The following is a 16,146-nucleotide window of genomic DNA, read 5'->3' as shown; positions in this document are numbered from 1 at the left end:
CGGACGCTGTGTGAGACATGCGGCTCTCCGTACGGACCCAGTACGCCCTGCGCGCCGCCGCCGAACTGGCCGCGGCGGCGCCGGGGCCGGTTCCGGCCGAGCGGATCGCGGCCGCGCAGCGCATTCCGCGGCGGTTCCTCGACAACATCCTGCTGCAGATGCGGCGGGCCGGTCTCATCAACAGCCAGCGCGGGCCTGACGGCGGCTACTGGCTCGCACGGCCCGCCGAGCAGATCACGCTCGCCGACGTCGTCCTCATCATGGAGGGGGCGCCGCAGGACAGCGAGGGCTTCCACGGCGTCGCCGAACCGCTGGGCGACGTCTGGACGGCGCTGCGCGACCACGAGCAGGCGACGCTCACCGAGGTAACACTCGCCCACATCGCGACGGGTTCACTTCCGCCCCTCTGATCCCGGCACCCCTCTGATCCCGGTTTGTGCAAGACTCCGCTTTCAAGCGGAACGTGCCGGGGCGTAGAGGCAGGCGTGATGGGTACTGCTGGGCAGCTCATCGTGGGGCGATACCGGCTGGTCCGCGCCCTCGGCCACGGCCGCGCCGGGCTGGTGTGGGAGGGCCGCGACACACTGCTCGACCGGCCCGTCGCGATCCGCGAGATCCTGCTGCCTCCCGACCTGGGCGAGACCGCCCGGCTGCGGCTCGTCCAGCGGATCTCCCGCGACGTCCGCCAGGCCGAACGGCTGCGCCACCCCCACATCGCCGCCGTCCACGACGTCGCAGAAGAGGACGACACGCCGTACGTCGTGACGGAACTGGTTCCCTCGCGCTCGCTCGACGGGGTTGTCTCCGGCGAGGGACCCCTGCCCCCCGCCGACGCCGCGCGCATCGCCCGCGCGGTGCTGTCCGCGCTCGCGCACGCCCACGCGGACGGCGTACGGCACGGCGACGTACGGCCGGCCAACGTGCTACTCGCGCACGACGGGCGGGTGCTGCTCGCCGACTTCGGCGTGTCGATCCCGGCCACCGACCCGGCGTTCGCCCGCGCTCCGGAGACCGGCGACCGCGGGCCCCGGACGTACCTCGCCCCGGAACGGGCCGCCGGCGGTCCGCGCACGGTCGCCGCCGACCTGTGGTCGCTGGGCGCCACCCTCCACCTGGCCGTCACCGGCCGGCCGCCGTCGGTCCCTCCGGGATCGCTCGAGGAGACGCCCGAGGAGCTCCGCGCGGTGCTGACCGGGCTGCTGGCCCGGGAGCCCAGGCGGCGGATCGACGCGGAGACCGCCGATCGCCTGCTCGCCGAGGCCGGGCCGCCCGCCCCGGCCCGGCCCGTACGCCGGGGCTCCGGCCGTAGGCGGCTCCTCACCGGGCTGGCGGCGGGCGTCCTGGTCGCGTGCGCCGTAGGGGGGTGGGCGGTGCTGCGGCCCGGCGGCGACGAAAGCCGGGCCGGGACCCGGGCTGTCGCCTCCCCCGCCTCCCCCGCCTCCCCGCCGGCAGCCGCCTCCGCGTCGGCGTCCGTCTCCCCGCCGGCGTCCGCCCGGCGGCTGAAGCTGAAGTGGCACACGTCCGATGCCGGATGGCGGGCCGGCGTGCCCCGCGGCTGGACCCGCGAGGAGGGGCCGTACTCGACCTCGTGGCGCTCGCGGGACGGCGCGACCGCCTTCACGGTCGAGGTGACCGCACAGCGCGGCACCGACCCTCTGGCGGCGCTCAGCGAGGCGGAGGAGATCCTCCGCCCGTCCGCGAAGACCTATCGCCGGCTCCGGCTCGAGGCCGTGACCGGCGAGCACGGTCCCGCCGCCGACTGGGAGTTCACCTGGACCCCGCGTAAGGCGTCCGCCCGGGACCATCTGGCCAAGGGAGTGGAGTATCACCAGTACCGCCGGGTGATCTCCACGGGCACGACGACGAGCGTGCTCACCTGGACCACCCCCGCCGCCGGCTGGGACGCCCTGGAGCCCACGCTCGTCAGGGTGCTCTCGCTTTTCCGACCGGCCTGAAATCCGCCCACGCCGCCTCCTGCTGTGTCATGATGACGCACGAGTGAAAGTGACAACGGTTTTCATTTCGTTTCGGGGGGCCGCATGCGAGTGGCGTTCGTCGGCAAGGGCGGAAGCGGCAAGACCACGCTGTCGTCGCTGTTCGCGAGGTACGCGACGCGGAGGGGCCCGGTCGTCGCCATCGACGCCGACATCAACCAGCACCTCGGGCTGGTCCTGGGGGCGGCCGAGCCACCGCCTCCGCTGGGCGGGATGCTGACCGAGATCAAGGACTACCTGCGCGGCGGCAATCCGCTGATCCGCGACGCGGCGTCCATGGTCAAGACGACCCCGCCGGGGCGCGGCTCCCGGCTGATCCGGCTGGACGACCCGTTCTTCCCGTCCCGCCGCGTCGAGGGCGTCTCGCTCATGGTCACCGGCCCGTTCGAGGAGGACGACCTCGGCGTCGCCTGCTACCACTCCAAGCTCGGCGCGGTCGAGCTCTACCTCAACCACCTGGTCGACGGCCCCGGCGAGTACGTCGTGGTGGACATGACCGCCGGGGCGGACTCCTTCGCCTCCGGGTTGTTCACCCGGTTCGACCTCACGATCCTGGTCGCCGAGCCGACCCGGCAGGGCGTGAGCGTCTACCGGCAGTATCGCGACCACGCCGCCGGGTTCGACGTCGAGATCGCGGTCGTGGGCAACAAGGTCCACTCGCCGGAGGACGTCGGCTTCCTCCGCGAGCACGTCGGCGACGATCTGCTGACCTGGTTCGGCCACTCCCCCGCCATCCGCGGCATGGAGCAGGGCCGGCCGTTCACGCTCGACGACCTGGAGCCCGCCGGCCACCAGGCCCTCGCCACCCTGCTCGACCGGCTCGACGCGCAGCCCAAGGACTGGCCGAAGTTCGGCAGGCAGGCGGCCGAGTTCCACATCAGGAACGCCCACGCGTGGGCGAACCGGGCCACCGGACAGGACCTGGTCGCACAGATCGACCCCGGCTTCGTGTACGGCCCGGCCGTCGCCACCCCATGAACGTGTCGCCTCCGCGCCACATGGAGACCCTCCGCGTTCGAACTACCGTCAACTGCGTCCCGCTCTCTGAGCAGACGCCGAGAGGAGAACAGCCCATGTCGCTGTCCGTGCCCAACGACCTGCTCGACCAGGCCCGCGCCGGTGAGGTGGACGACGCGGCCTTCGTCGCCTGCGTCCGCGACTCGCTGCCGTACGCCTGGGCGACGATCACCGCACTGGTCGACCGGCGGGACCGGTCCGGCGCCGACTTCGCCGACAACCAGGTGCCGCCGCCCGACGAGACCGCCCGCGGTCAGTTGCTGCGCTGCCTGGCCAGCGACGCGATGCGCGGCGCCCTCGAAAGGCACTTCGGCGTACGACTGGCCTTCCAGAACTGCCACCGCGTGGCGGTGTTCCGGCCGGAGGCCACCGAGGCCTACCGCGAGTTCGTCACGCCCCGCGCGCAGATCCTGAACCAGAGCCCGGAACTGGTCGACTGCTGACCTGATGTCCGGCCGGGGGCGGCGGCTCCGGTTCACGCCGCCCCCGGGTTCAAGGACTGTCGGGGTTCAAGGACTCTCGCACCGCCGGAAGCACCTCGGCGCCGAGGCGCGCGATGTTCTCCAGCGTCCGCACGCGGTCCCCGGCGCCCTCCACCATCAGGATGAGGTGCCGCAGCCCGGTCCGCGCCGCCGTCGTGATGATCTTCTCGACACAGTGCTCCGCGGATCCCACGGGATGAATGCGACACAGCAGGTCCACGTACTCCGGAATGTCGCGCCGTGGCGGCGGCCGGCCGTCCACGGGGACGTATCCGGCCAGGCCCGGCCCGAGCCAGCGCGGCAGCGACTCCCGCAGCTCCCGTACGGCCTGCTCGGTCGTGTCCGCCACATGACCGAGCGCGGCCCCGACGTGCGCCGCCGGGGCCGCGTCGCAGGTCGCGTACACGTCGTAGGCGGTGTACGCGTCGTAGGCGGCGACCATCTCCGCCCTCTCCTGGTCGCCGATGTGCATGCCGAGCAGCATGGGCAGCCGCCGTTCGGCGGCGAGCCGGACCGTGCCGTCCGACGTGCAGGCGACGACCGGCGACATCCGGGCCTGCGGAACCATCGAGACCTCCCTGAACCGGAAGAACTCGCCGTCCGCCGCCACCGGGCCGCCGTTCAGGGCCGCGCACAGCAGGTCGAGCGCTTCGGGGAAACCCCGCTCGAACCTCGCCGTGCCGGTGCCGAAGACCTCCAGCTCCAGCCACGGGCCCCCACGCCCGACACCGAGCCGGAACCTGCCGTCCGACACGTGGTGAAGGATCGCCGCCTGCTCCGCCAGCGCGACCGGATGCTGAGCCGACAGCACGCTGACCGCCGTCCCCACCGTGATCCGCGAAGTCCGGCCCAGCGCCACGGCCGCCAGCGTCACCGCCGAGGGGCACACGCCGTACGACATGAAGTGGTGCTCGGCGATCCAGGCGTCGTCGAACCCGGCCCTTTCGGCGGCCTCGATCGCCTCCACTGTGCCGCGCAGCACGTCCCCGGGCGCCCTGCCCGGAAAGCCGGCCGCGACGAGGAAGACCCCGATCCTCATGCCTACGGCCGCGCCCCTACCGCGGGCCGCCGTTGACGTACAGCGTCTGGCCCGTGACGTACGACGCGTCGTCCGAGGCGAAGAACGCCACCACCGACGCGATCTCGGTCGGCTGGGCGACCCGCCGCAACGGCACCGCCTGCGCCATCGTGGCCTGGTGCTCCTCGGGTGTCACGCCGAGCCGCACGGCCGTCGCCTCGGTCATCGGCGTCGCGACGTACCCGGGCGCGACCGCGTTCACCCGGACGCCGAACGGGCCGAGCTCGATCGCCATGGTCGCGGTCAGCCCCTGGATGCCCGCCTTGGCCGCCGAGTAGTTGGCCTGCCCCCGGTTCCCCAGCGCCGACCGGCTCGACAGGTTGACGATCGCTCCCGACCGCTGCTCCACCATGTGCTTCTGCACGGCCCGGCTCATGAGGAAGACGCCCTTCAGGTTCACGTCGACGACCTTGTCCCAGTCTTCCTCCGACATTCGGAACAGCAGGTTGTCGCGGGTCAGCCCGGCGTTGTTCACCAGCACGTCGATCCGCCCGAACTCGGCCATCACCCCCGGCACCAGCGCCTCGACCTGAGCACTGTCGGAGACGTCACAGCCGAACGCGACCGCCCTGCCCCCGGTCACAGTGATCTCGTCCACGATCGAAGCACACCGGTCCGCCGTGAGATCCACGCAGGCCACAGCCGCGCCCTCCGCCGCCAGCCGACGTGCGATCGCCGCACCGATCCCCCGCGCCGCACCGGTGACCACCGCGAACTTCCCGACGAACCGTGACATCGCAAGCCTCCTCACCAGGATCCGATCACAGCAACTTACTCCGAGTCATGCTCCCGGCCACGCCACCGACCGCCGCCATCCCGATCTCGCGACACCGCCACGGCCCTGGCCGGGTCGGTCGGGTCGGTCGGTTCGGTCACCGCCACGATGCTTGGCCCGGTCGGTCACTGCGCCGGAAGGAACCTCCGGTCCTCGCGAAGCCCGCTCCGCTGGGCCTTCGCTGCGGTCCTCGTTCCCTTCCGCTCCGCTCCCTCCAGCCCGGTGGACGTGTGTGCACAGCACTAGATCCGCACCCGCCTGGTCCGGGCCGGGTGGTAGGTGAAGGCCCAGCGGTCTGTGCCGGTCTTGTGGCGGGTGTAGCGGTCGGGGTGCTGGTAGCGGTCGCGGTTGTGGAACTGGCAGGCCGGGCCCAGCAGTTTGAGGTCGGTCAGGCCGCCGCTGCTCCAGTTGTCGGCGTGGTCGATCTGGCACCTGGTGGCCGGCAGCGGGCAGCCGTCGATCCAGCAGGTGGCGTAGCGGGCGTAGATCGCCCGCCGCTGGGCGGGGGTGGCCAATCTGACCTTGCGGCCCATGTCCAGGACCTGCCCGTCGGCGTCCATCACCAGGCGCACCAGGGTGGAGGTGCGGGCCAGCCGGTGCACGCCGGAGACGGGCAGCACCTGCCCGGTCGCCAGCAGCAACCCCGGCGCCGTCCCCAACGCCGTCCCTAGCAGCGCCCCCGGCAGCCCTCCGGCCGCTGCTCCCTGTGGCGACCCCGGCTCTGCTCCCGGTGGCCTCTCCGGCTCTGGTCCCAGCACGCCCTGCGGCGACCCCGGCTCTCCTCCCGATGACGCCTCCGGTTCTGGTCCCAGCACGCCCTGCGGCGACCCCGGCTCTGCTCCCCGCGCGCCGGACGCTCCCGGCGTCCTCGGTGTTTCCGGCGCTGCTGACGAGCACCGCGCCCTACTGCCGCACCCGCACCCGCACGCGCCCTCGCCATGCCGCTGGTGCTCGTGGCCGTCGTCCTCACGCGTGGCCTGCCCATGCCGATCCTCCCCCGCAGGCCGAGGCCCGGCGTGGGCGTGATGGACACAGGTGTCCCCAAGAGGATCAGGCGACTGCCACTCGCCCCACCGCGACTCCCACGAATGCGACTCCTGCCGCTGTGGCGTGCTCCGCTGTGACTCCCTCTGCTGCGACTCCCTGTGCTTCAGCGAGCTGCTCTGCTGTGGCGTGCTCTGCTGTGGCTCCTGCGGCGACTCGCTCCGCTGCCTGCCTTTCGCCTGAACGCGTCCGGTTGCGTGATCGCCGGGCTCCACATCATGGGGTCCGGTCGCCAGCTCGGCGCTCTGGCCGGCGTTTTCGACGGCAGCCTCTGTGGCTACATCGGCACCGGCGCCTACGGCAGAAGCGGCTTCCTCGGCCGCCTCGGCGTCCTGAGTGTTCTCGGGCTCTTCGGTGTCCTCAGGGCCTTCCGGGCCTTCGGAGGACTCGGGGGTCTCGGGGGTCTCGGGGTGGTCGGCGCTCTCTGGCCGGTCGGCGCTCTCGGGGCCGGTGGCGGGGTCGGTGGGGAGGGATTCGGCGTTGACCAGCACCAGAAGCTCGGCCACGATCTTCTCCTCCAGCAACGCCATGAACGCATCCGCCTGACGCACCCTCAATGGCCGGTCATCACCCTCCGCCTTCGGCCTGGCATACGCATCCAGCAACGCCTGCAACCGGGCGGCATGCTCACGCGGCAGATAGAACTCCCCCTCCAAACCGCCGCCCTTGCCCCGGCGCACCCGCAGGAACCTCCGCCCGTAGTCGGCCCGCTCATCGCGGTCCTCACCATCGGGGTCCAGCACCGCCCGCAGATAACGGCCCGCCCTGGCCACCTCCGCCGCCCCCGCCCTCCCCGCCAGCTCCAGCAGAATCGGCTCAGCCAAGGCGGCCTGCTCATCCGACAGGCCAGAGATCGCCATGCAGATGGCCTCCACCACCCCCGCCGCCAACCCACCGGCTGCGAACTTCTCCCGCACCCGGGGCAGGCGCGCCAACTCCACCGCCAGGGTGAGCAGGCGGCCCGCCCCCGCGACGCTCATTCCTCCGGCGGTGCGCAGCCAGCTGCGGGTGGAGGCATGCCCATGCCGCCGAGCCTGCCCCGCCCGATGCACCCGCCCCACCCGATCCGCCAGAGCACACGTGATCCGATCCCGCGCGAACACCAACTCCTCAGCCTCGGCCAGACAGATATCCACATCGTCCGGAACCGGCGCCAACGCCAACGCCTGCGCCGACTCACGAACAGAACCGATCAGCACCCACGACGACCGACCCCGGCGATCACCCGCGCCAGCGGCATCCGCCCCGGCAGAACCGGCCCCCGCATCATCGGCGGCACTATCGGCACCATCGGGCCTGGCGCTGGCGGCACAGCCATCGGCGGCCTCACTGCCCATGCTCCTGGTGTCAGCGGCCGCGTCGTTTTCCACACTGCCGTCCCGGGCGAGCGAACCCTCCGTCGACCACAAAGGAGAATCGGCAGTCAGGCGATCCCACCAGCCGCCGTCCGCATTGTTCGAACGATGAGGGGGGACGGAATCCGGGTCGAACAGATCCATCACACCCCCTCAGTGAATTCGAAAACCTGTATGAATTCTTCACTCCCGCTTCATCTCAAGCAACCACGAGAAACGAATAGTTGGAATTACAGTCAACCGAAAAAGGGGCAATAGCACCGACGACAACTCGGTGCACCGGCCGGCCGTGGTTTCGATACGAACGGCACCTCGCGCCGACTTCACCCGCGTGGCCTCAGAAACCGGCGATGGCGCGTTCGACGGCTTCCATCGCGCGGTCGAGCAGGGCGATGTGGTCGGCGAGCACATCCTGCGCGGGATCAGAGGCGCGAATCCTGCCGACGCTGGTCACGTACACGGTGCGGTAGGCGGCGACGAAGAAGATCTCGGGTGTCTGGCAACGCTACGACATGCCCGGCGCCGAAGGGCACCCGCTGGTGGGGCGCAGCGTGCCCGACTACGAGCTCGAGGACGGCTCACGCATCGCCGACCACCTCCACGAGGGCCGGGGCCTGCTCGTCCGTCGGAGCGAAATCGGAGTCGCCGGCTACGACGACTGGGTCACCGCCATCGCGACGGCCGTGCGCGACCCGCACGCTCCCGGCTCACTTCTCGTACGCCCGGACGGGTTCGTCGCGTGGGCGCGGGACCCGCGGGGAGCCGGCGGCGAGGAGCTCGAGAACGCCCTGAAGACCTGGTTCGGGCCGCCGCTGAACCCGCCCGCCGGGCCCCGTGGATCTTTGGCCAAATCTTTACCCTGAGCGCTCACCTCAGGGCTCCCGATTCACCCCTCTGACCTGCGGTTTCTCGGGTGGTCAACCCCCTTAACCGGACCCCCGCCAAGATGTCTCGTGTCATTTGGTATCGGCCGTGTTCAGCAGACCCCATCATGTGCTCATGCCCGCTTTTGTCACCCTGTCCGGGCGCTCCGTGCGCCTGGAACCGCTCAGCCTCGCGGTGCTCGACGACCTCGTCGCCGCGGCGAGTGAAGACCGTTCGACGTACGCCTTCACTCGGGTTCCCGCTGGCCGGGATGAGATGGTCTCCTACGTGGAGGCCGCCATGGCTGAGCAGGCGGAGGGCCGCACGATGCCCTTCGCCATCCGGTGGCTGCACACCGACCGCGTGGTCGGTGCCACCCGTCTGATGAACCTGGAGTACTGGCAGGGCCCGATGCCCTGGCCGCCGGGGACGAAGGGCGCGGTGGGCGAGGTCCCGTCCGTCGCGGACATCGGGTACACCTGGCTCGCCGCGTCGGCCCAGGGCACCGGTGTCAACCGGGAGAGCAAGTATCTGCTGCTCTCCCTGGCCTTCGAGACCTGGCAGGTTCACCGGATCACCCTCAAGGCAGACGTACGCAACTCCCGATCCCGGGCCGCCATCGAGGCCCTCGGCGCGCACCTGGACGGTGTGCGACGAGCGGACAGCCGAGGCGCCGACGACACGGTCCGAGATACCGCGTACTACTCGATCCTGAGTCCTGAGTGGCCCGCCGTACGCGAACGTCTCCGCATGCGGCTGGGCCTCCTGGAAACGGCGTCGGAAGCAGCGTAATCGTCCCCTAGAGAAGAAAGCGGCCCGTCCCGGAAGGGACGGGCCGCGTCGTTCGGGGACGGTCAGGCCTCGTAGCCGTACTCGTCCTCGTAGGCGTTGTAGATGTCGCGCCAGTAGCCGCACTTGACGGGCTGGTTGCTGTACTGGCCGATCTGACAGACCTTCGCCTGGACCTGGGCGACGTCGTAGCGCCAGAAGTTGATGCTCTTGTAGCCGCCGGCGCCGCAGTACTTGTACGACTTGTAGCTGGAGGACCAGTCGTCCTCGTCGTCGTCCCAGTACGACACCCGGAACTTGATGTACGCGCACTTGCCGCCCTGCCGGTAGGTGCGGTTGTCGTTGTCGTACAGCTTGCCGGTGATGTGGACCCGGTTCGACTCCTCGTCGTTGTAGTTCACGTCGACGTAGCCCTTGGCCTTGGCGAGGTGGTTGGACGACCAGTAGGTGCCCCACCAGCCGTTGTAGTCCCAGTCGTCGTGGTGCGGAGCGGAGGCGGAGGAGGCGGAGGAGGGGGCGGCGTTGGCGGCGGTCGCGAGGGCCGGCAGTCCGAGGGCGGCGACTGCGGTGGCGGCGGCGAGACCGAGGGTGATGGAGCGGCGCATTTCGGTTCTCCTGTTCGAGGACGATCCCCCGATGCGGGGTGCTGTCGGGGTTGCACCTCAGTGATAGGCCCGCCCGCCTGCAACTCGCTTTCAGCGCTCACACCGTGGTTGCAGCTCGCTTTCAAGCACCTGAACGCAGACTGAACCGGCGCGCCCGGTCCTACTGCCGTCGCGCTACACGATCTATCATTTGGTCGGAAAACTTGCCATTGGGAGACAGGTCACATGCCTGATCACGCCGCCGCGGACGGCCTGCGCTTCGCCGTACTGGGACCCGTCCTGGCCTGGCGCGACGGCGACGAACTCGACCTCGGCACGCCATTGCAACGCTCCATCCTCGCCATGCTCCTGCTGCGGGAGGGCCACCCGGTCACGCCCGACGAGATGATCGACGGCGTGTGGGGCGAGGACGCGCCCCCACGCGCCCTCGGCGCGCTGCGCACCTACGTCTCCCGCCTGCGCACCGTCCTGGAGCCGGACCGTTCCCCGAGGACGCCGCCGCGGCTGCTGACCTCCGTGGGCCGGGGGTACGCGCTGCGGCTCGACTCCGCTCACTCCGGCCCCGCCCGCTTCGACCTCGCCGTCTTCGAGCGTGAGTGCGCCGCCGCCGAGTCCGACCGCCGCACGGGCAGGTCCGGGGAGGCCGCAAGGCGGCTGCGCGGTGCCCTGCGCCTGTGGTCGGGCGAGCCGCTGACCGGCGCGGTCGGCCCGTACGCCGAGCACCAGCGCGACCGGCTGGCCGAGCGCCGGATGAGCGCGGTCGAGACGCTCATGGAGCTCGACCTGGAGCTGGGCCGCCACGCGGAGATCGTCTCCGAGCTGGTCGCGCTCGCCGCCGAACACCCGCTGCGCGAGCGGTTACGCGCCCAGCTCATGCTCGCCTACTACCGCTGTGGCAGGCAGGCCGAGGCGCTGTCGGTCTTCACCGAGACCCGGCAGGCGCTGGTGGAGGAGCTCGGCATCGAGCCCGGAGCCGAGCTGGCCGGCCTGCACCGGCGCATCCTCGCCGCCGATCCCGCCCTCGCCCACACACCCCCTCCCGTACGGCTCTCGCATCCGGACGGCCACGATGACGCCGCGACGGCCGGGACCGTCCCCGCGATCGAGATGCCGAGGCCGGCGCAGCTCCCGGCGGCCGTCTCCGACTTCACCGGACGCACCGGCCTGGTGCACCGGCTGCTCGCGCTGCTCCGCGGAGAAGGGGCGGGAGAGGGCGTGCCGATCGCGGCGATGTCGGGCATCGGCGGGGTGGGCAAGACGACCCTGGCCGTCCATGTGGCCCATCTCGCCGGGGACCTGTTCCCGGACGGCCAGCTCTACGCCGACCTGCGCGGATACGGCGCCGAGCCCACCGCGCCCGAGACGGCGCTGGTCGCGTTCCTGCGCGCCCTCGGCATCCCGATGGACGTGATCCCCGACGGCCTGGCCGAGCGCTCCGCGCTGTTCCGTTCGCTGCTCGCCGAGCGCAGGATGCTGGTGCTGCTCGACAACGCCCGCGACGCCGAGCAGGTCGAGCATCTGCTGCCCGGCTCGCCCGGCTGCGCCGCGATCATCACCAGCCGGGGCAAGCTGGCCGACCTGCCCGCGGCCCGGCTCGTCGACCTCGACGTGATGGAGCCCGAGGAGGCGCTGTCGCTGCTCGCGGCGGTCGCGGGACCCGAGAGGGTGGCGGCGGAACGGGCCGCCGCCATGGACGTGGTCGCAGCCTGCGGTTTCCTGCCGCTGGCCGTGCGCATCGTCGCCGCCAGACTCGCCTCCCGCCCGTCGTGGACGGTGGCCTCGCTCGTCCCCAGGCTCGCCGACGAGCGCCGCCGCCTGGACGAGATGAAGATCGGCAACCTGGCGGTCTCGGCCACGTTCGCCCTCGGATACGGCCAGCTGGACGCCCGGCAGGCGCGGGCGTTCCGGCTGCTGTCACTGCCGGCGGGCTCGGGCATCTCGGCCTTCGCGGCGGCGGCCGTGCTCGGCCTCACCCCGGCCGAGGCCGAGGACCTGATCGAGTCGCTGGTCGACGCCAGCCTGCTGGAGGCGCCCGCGCCGGGCCGCTACCGATTCCACGACCTGCTCAAGCTGTTCGCCCGGCGGCAGGCGGAGGACGCGGAGGAGCCCGCGGCCCGCGCGCTCGCCCTGCGGCGGCTACTCGGCTTCTACCTGGCGTCGGCGGGCGCGGCCCACCGGCTGGCGTACGAGGGCAGCGCGATCGCCGACAACCTCACCGACCTGGGCGTGCTCGGCCATTCCTTCTCCTCCGCCGACGAGGCCGTGGCCTGGTTGTCGGCCGAGGCGGAGGACATGTTCGGAGCCGTGGCCCAGGCAGCCCAGGCGGATGAGCCGGGCGGGGACCTGCTCGCGGCGGCCGACCTGCTGCTGGCGCTGGAGCCGCTGCTGGAGTCGGGCACCAGCCAGCGCGACTTCGAGCAGCGCACCTCGGCCCTGCTGGCGGCGACCCGCCGGACAGGCGAGCGGCGCGGCGAGATGCGCTGCCGCTACGTCCTCGGCCGGGTGCTGTTCGGCGCGAACCGGCTGGCCGAGGCCGAGGCCCACTTCCTCGCCGCGCGGACGCTCGGCGAGGAGACCGGCGACCACATCGTGCTGGGCGAGACGTGCAACGCGCTGGCGGTCGTCGCGGGCCGGCGGCGGCGCCACACCGAGGCGCTCGAATGGTTCGACCGGGCGACGGCGGTCTACCGGGAGGTGGGCAACCCGGCGGGCGAGGCGCTGGCGTCGTGCTACTCGGCCCGCGACCACCTGGGCCTCGGGCGGCCCGGCGACGCCATCGCCGCGGCCGAGCGCGGGCTCGCGGTCTTCACCGAGATCGGCAGCGGCGCGGGGGTGGCGCGGGCCCGCTACCACCTCGGCAACGTGCTGTCGCACGTCGGGCGGCTCAACGAGGCCGTCGTGCACCACGCCGAGTGCCTGGCCTTCTTCCGGGCGAGCAACCAGCGGGTCTGGGAGCAGCGGGTCTGCTACCGGCTGGCCGCCACCTTCATCGCCGCCGGGCGGTTCGCCGAGGCCGCCCGGCACGCCGAGCAGGCCCTGACAGTGAGCCGCGAGATCACCCACCCGTACGGCGAAGCGCAGTCACTGGCCGCCCTCGGCAAGGCCCTCGCGAGTCTCGGGGAGACCGGCCGGGGCAGGCAGGCCCTGGTCAAGGCCCTCGACATCTTCACCCGGCTCGGCTCGCCCGAGGCCGACGACATCCGCGCGCTCCTGCGCGAACAGGTCGAGACGTGAGTCGAGTCGCAGGTCGTCGTCGAGCCGGCTCATCCGGACATGGTTGATCAAATCGATCACCGATTCTCAATCGTGGGGGCGTGAACCGCCCGGCCGGTCGCCCGTCGTCACTGGGACGCGCAGGGGGCCCGGATCCTTACCGGTGCGCCCCGTGACGACTCGCCGCCTCACGTCGGCGACCGGCCGGGCTTTCTGCGCGGGCTCCGAACCCCCCCGAAGCCCGCTCAGGACCACTGTCGGCCCGGCCGTTCAAACTCCGATCAACGTGGGCTTGCAACGCGGAGGAAGCCCTCGGCGATCAGGGAGCGCAGCGCGGCGGGAGCCCGCCCGAGCACGGCGCCGAGGTCCTCGCCGGTCAGCTCGGCGATCGCGGCGAGCAGCGGCCGCGTGGGCAGGTCGCCGTCGCACACCCCGGCCAGGGCCGCCTCCACCGTCCCCACGGTGACCGTACGGCGCGCGCCCCGGGTCTGCCGCAGGACGATCCGGGAGGGGTCGTCGGCGCCGGGCGGGCCGACGCGCTCCTCCACCACTCCCTCGGCCGGCTTCAGGCGCGCGTCGAGCAGGTCCTCGTCGGACAGCTCGTGGGCGGTGCGCGCCGCGCGCAGGACCTCCTCGACCAGCGCGCCGGACGGAGGCTCGACCGGCTGCGTCATCTCCTCCACCCGCACGAGCGGGCTCAGCGACCCGGAGTCGTGCAGGGCGATCCAGCCGAAGCCGACGCCGGTCACGTCCATCGACTCGAACCAGCCGAGCCACTCGTCGTAGCGCTCCCGGTAGGCCGACGTGCCGTGCTCCGCGGAGTCCCGCAGCCACAGCTCCACGTACTCGGCCGGGTCCTGCACGTCGCGCTGCACGGCCCAGCCGTCGCAGCCGGTCTCCGCGAGCCAGCCGCCCACCCTGTCCTGCCAGTCCTCGCCCTTGACGTGCAGCCAGTTGGCGAGGAAGCGCGCCCGGCCGCCCTGGGCGAGGTGCCGGGGCGTGCGCCGTACGAGGTCGCGGCAGAACTCGTCGCCCCGCCGCCCGGCCTCGCGGTAGGTGTACCTGGCCTCGGGCGCGATGACGAACGGAGGGTTGGACACCACGAGGTCGAACCGCTCGCCGTCCACGGGGTCGTACATCGAGCCCTCGCGCGCCTCGACGCCGGCCACGCCGGACAGGCCCCAGCTGAGGCGGGCCAGCCGCAGCGCCCTGCGGTTCACGTCGGTCGCGACGACGTCCTCCGCCCTGGGCGCCAGGTGCAGCACCTGCACGCCACAGCCGGTGCCGAGGTCGAGCGCCCGCCCGACCGGCGCGGTCCAGCCGAGCTGGGCGAGGTTGGCCGAGGCGCCGCCCGCTCCCACCACGTGGTCGGGCCGCAGCGAGGGGTCGCCGGGCCGCACCTTGCGGTCGGACACCACGTACGCCGGGTCGCCCGTGCCCGTGTCCCAGGGCCGGAGGTGCACGGTGGCCTGCACGGAGTCGCCCAGGCGCACCAGCAGCCCGGCCTCGATGAGGTCCTGCAGCGGGAGGTCGGCGGCGGCCATGCTGACCGGGACGCCCAGCCACCACAGGCGGATCAGCGCGGCGAGGGGGTCGGCGTCCCTGGTGGCCCGCAGTGCGGGCACGACCTCCTCGCGGGCCAGGGCGGAGGCGGCCATGTCGCCCAGCCGCTCACGCACGCCGTCGATCGTGTATCCGGTTTCCACGAACCTGTCGCGAAGCCGCCGGACCAGGTCAGAAGGGGCGTCCACAGATCGAATCTACGGCATCTTCAGGCTGTTCCAGGCGGCCTCGCCCAGCTCGCGGATCTCCTCCTGCGTGGGCTGGTGGGCGCCGCTGAACCACAGGCGGCACATTTCCTGCGCGGGGCCGAGCCACAGCACGTAGCACATCGTGGCGGGGACGGGACGGAGCACGCCGTCCTTCATGTGCGGCCGCCACCAGTCGGCGACCTGCCGGAAGAACTCGCGCCGCGACTCCGCGACCTCCGGGCCGCCGGGCTCGTTGCGCCGGGGCGGACGCTCGCTGATCAGCAGGCGGGCGCGCTCGGGGTGCTCGCCGCACCACGCCATGTGCATCGCGACGATCGCCTCGATGCCGGCGCGGGCGTCCTCGTGGCGGACGAGCTCGCCGACGAAGGCGTCCTGGTACATGTCGAGGATCTCGGCGTAGAGCACGCCGAAGACGTGTTCCTTGCTCGTGAAGTGGTGATAGAAGCTGCCGACGCTGACGCCGCTCTCCTGCCGGAGGCTGGCCAGGGTGGTGGCCGACACCCCGCTCTGGCTGAACCTGCGCAGGGCGCCCTCGATGATCCTGGCCCTACCGTCCCGCGCGCTCTTCGCGTTCTTCACATAGTCAATGGTGAACCAACAGAACCTTGTTCTGCAAATGCGAGGCGAGCTTTGATCTCGACGGATGTGCCCTGTGTGTCGATTGTGGCAGAGGGCCACGCCCTCCGCACCATGGCCAGCACCCGCCGGTTCTCGGTCATGACGTCCATGCCGACGACGACCGCGCCGCGTACGGACGCCCGGCGCAGGAGGGTGCGCACGAGCCGCGAGCCCACGCCGAGGTTCTGCCACCGGTCGTCCACCACGACCCCGATCTCCGCCTCCACCCCGCAGGCGCCGTCGGCGAGGTGGCTCATGGCGTGCCCGATGACGCTGTCGCCGTGCAGCGCGAGCAGCGCGTCCCGCCTGTCGTCGCGCGCGACCATGGCGCGGACCAGGCTCGCGCTCGGCCGGCCCAGGCCGACGAAGAAGCGGTTCGTCAGCGTCGCCCGCGACAGGCTCCCCAGGAAGAGCCGCACCCGCTCCTCGTCGTCGTCCGGACGCGCCGCACGGATGTCCACGGCGGACGCCACCTGAGTTCCCAACATGGACTCAGCCTCCCTCGAAGCACCTGAGTCTGTCAACTAGACTTAGATGTCG

The 16,146-nt window shown here is 71.9% G+C and carries 14 protein-coding genes; 7 read left to right on the top strand and 7 right to left on the bottom strand.

From position 1 onward, the window contains the following. The first annotated feature begins 17 nt into the window (after positions 1-17). The 4 genes from HHX30_RS21025 (at position 18) to HHX30_RS21010 (ending at position 3,454) form a co-directional block, all read left to right on the top strand. Positions 18-410 carry an Rrf2 family transcriptional regulator gene (locus HHX30_RS21025; protein WP_169983675.1) on the top strand — a complete coding sequence of 131 codons (393 nt, stop codon included), beginning with the start codon at positions 18-20 and terminating at the stop codon, positions 408-410. Between the two features lie 78 nt (positions 411-488). After that, positions 489-1,955, top strand: a complete 1,467-nt coding sequence (locus HHX30_RS21020) for a serine/threonine-protein kinase (protein WP_169983674.1) — start codon at positions 489-491, stop codon at positions 1,953-1,955. 84 nt (positions 1,956-2,039) lie between these two features. Beyond that, the gene (locus HHX30_RS21015; RefSeq protein ID WP_169983673.1) at positions 2,040-2,972 is read left to right on the top strand and encodes an ATP-binding protein; all 933 of its coding nucleotides are present in this window, start codon (positions 2,040-2,042) and stop codon (positions 2,970-2,972) included. 95 nt (positions 2,973-3,067) lie between these two features. After that, complete coding sequence (locus tag HHX30_RS21010) at positions 3,068-3,454, top strand: SCO5389 family protein (RefSeq protein WP_169983672.1); 387 nt, start codon at positions 3,068-3,070, stop codon at positions 3,452-3,454. A 49-nt stretch (positions 3,455-3,503) separates the two neighbouring features. On the opposite strand, the gene HHX30_RS21005 is transcribed toward HHX30_RS21010, so the two are convergent. From HHX30_RS21005 to HHX30_RS20995, 3 genes are all read right to left on the bottom strand, one after another. After that, on the bottom strand, positions 3,504-4,532 hold the full coding sequence (locus HHX30_RS21005; RefSeq protein ID WP_169983671.1) for an LLM class flavin-dependent oxidoreductase: 1,029 nt from the start codon (positions 4,530-4,532) through the stop codon (positions 3,504-3,506). A gap of 16 nt (positions 4,533-4,548) precedes the next feature. Further along, positions 4,549-5,307: a glucose 1-dehydrogenase gene (locus HHX30_RS21000; RefSeq protein WP_169983670.1), complete on the bottom strand. Its 759-nt coding sequence runs from the start codon at positions 5,305-5,307 to the stop codon at positions 4,549-4,551. A 281-nt stretch (positions 5,308-5,588) separates the two neighbouring features. After that, positions 5,589-7,727 (bottom strand): HNH endonuclease signature motif containing protein, encoded by a 2,139-nt coding sequence (locus HHX30_RS20995; protein ID WP_249350284.1) that lies wholly within the window; start codon positions 7,725-7,727, stop codon positions 5,589-5,591. Between the two features lie 530 nt (positions 7,728-8,257). On the opposite strand from HHX30_RS20995, the gene HHX30_RS20990 reads away from it, so the two are divergent. Beyond that, positions 8,258-8,608: a hypothetical protein gene (locus HHX30_RS20990; RefSeq protein WP_169983668.1), complete on the top strand. Its 351-nt coding sequence runs from the start codon at positions 8,258-8,260 to the stop codon at positions 8,606-8,608. A gap of 136 nt (positions 8,609-8,744) precedes the next feature. Then, a complete protein-coding gene (locus tag HHX30_RS20985; protein WP_169983667.1) occupies positions 8,745-9,401 on the top strand; it encodes a GNAT family N-acetyltransferase in 657 nt (218 codons plus the stop codon). Positions 9,402-9,463: 62 nt separating this feature from the next. On the opposite strand, the gene HHX30_RS20980 is transcribed toward HHX30_RS20985, so the two are convergent. Beyond that, positions 9,464-10,003, bottom strand: a complete 540-nt coding sequence (locus tag HHX30_RS20980) for a hypothetical protein (protein WP_169983666.1) — start codon at positions 10,001-10,003, stop codon at positions 9,464-9,466. A gap of 225 nt (positions 10,004-10,228) precedes the next feature. Between HHX30_RS20980 and HHX30_RS20975 the strand changes: the two genes are divergently transcribed. Then, positions 10,229-13,237 carry an AfsR/SARP family transcriptional regulator gene (locus tag HHX30_RS20975; RefSeq protein ID WP_169983665.1) on the top strand — a complete coding sequence of 1,003 codons (3,009 nt, stop codon included), beginning with the start codon at positions 10,229-10,231 and terminating at the stop codon, positions 13,235-13,237. A gap of 260 nt (positions 13,238-13,497) precedes the next feature. Here the strand turns inward: HHX30_RS20975 and HHX30_RS20970 are convergent, their stop codons facing one another. The 3 genes from HHX30_RS20970 to HHX30_RS20960 are packed head-to-tail and all read right to left on the bottom strand — an operon-like array spanning position 13,498 to position 16,094. Then, entirely contained in the window at positions 13,498-14,976 is a 1,479-nt protein-coding gene (locus tag HHX30_RS20970) for a methyltransferase (protein WP_396704779.1), read from the bottom strand. Continuing rightward, a complete protein-coding gene (locus HHX30_RS20965) occupies positions 14,977-15,567 on the bottom strand; it encodes a TetR/AcrR family transcriptional regulator (RefSeq protein WP_169983664.1) in 591 nt (196 codons plus the stop codon). It abuts the gene before it with no gap. Further along, on the bottom strand, positions 15,564-16,094 hold the full coding sequence (locus tag HHX30_RS20960) for a GNAT family N-acetyltransferase (protein WP_169983663.1): 531 nt from the start codon (positions 16,092-16,094) through the stop codon (positions 15,564-15,566). The genes HHX30_RS20965 and HHX30_RS20960 overlap by 4 nt, the downstream gene beginning before the upstream one ends. Positions 16,095-16,146 lie beyond the last annotated feature (52 nt).

This window comes from Microbispora sp. H10836 (assembly GCF_012999525.1).
Taxonomy (GTDB): Bacteria; Actinomycetota; Actinomycetes; order Streptosporangiales; family Streptosporangiaceae; genus Microbispora.
This window is presented reverse-complemented; position numbering and strand designations above follow the sequence as displayed.

Coding starts and splice junctions, on each gene's coding strand:
- HHX30_RS21025 (WP_169983675.1), top strand. CDS start 18: ATGCGGCTCTCCGTACGGACCCAGTACGCCCTGCGCGCCGCCGCCGAA.
- HHX30_RS21020 (WP_169983674.1), top strand. CDS start 489: ATGGGTACTGCTGGGCAGCTCATCGTGGGGCGATACCGGCTGGTCCGC.
- HHX30_RS21015 (WP_169983673.1), top strand. CDS start 2,040: ATGCGAGTGGCGTTCGTCGGCAAGGGCGGAAGCGGCAAGACCACGCTG.
- HHX30_RS21010 (WP_169983672.1), top strand. CDS start 3,068: ATGTCGCTGTCCGTGCCCAACGACCTGCTCGACCAGGCCCGCGCCGGT.
- HHX30_RS21005 (WP_169983671.1), bottom strand. CDS start 4,532: ATGAGGATCGGGGTCTTCCTCGTCGCGGCCGGCTTTCCGGGCAGGGCG.
- HHX30_RS21000 (WP_169983670.1), bottom strand. CDS start 5,307: ATGTCACGGTTCGTCGGGAAGTTCGCGGTGGTCACCGGTGCGGCGCGG.
- HHX30_RS20995 (WP_249350284.1), bottom strand. CDS start 7,727: ATGGGCAGTGAGGCCGCCGATGGCTGTGCCGCCAGCGCCAGGCCCGAT.
- HHX30_RS20990 (WP_169983668.1), top strand. CDS start 8,258: ATGCCCGGCGCCGAAGGGCACCCGCTGGTGGGGCGCAGCGTGCCCGAC.
- HHX30_RS20985 (WP_169983667.1), top strand. CDS start 8,745: ATGCCCGCTTTTGTCACCCTGTCCGGGCGCTCCGTGCGCCTGGAACCG.
- HHX30_RS20980 (WP_169983666.1), bottom strand. CDS start 10,003: ATGCGCCGCTCCATCACCCTCGGTCTCGCCGCCGCCACCGCAGTCGCC.
- HHX30_RS20975 (WP_169983665.1), top strand. CDS start 10,229: ATGCCTGATCACGCCGCCGCGGACGGCCTGCGCTTCGCCGTACTGGGA.
- HHX30_RS20960 (WP_169983663.1), bottom strand. CDS start 16,094: ATGTTGGGAACTCAGGTGGCGTCCGCCGTGGACATCCGTGCGGCGCGT.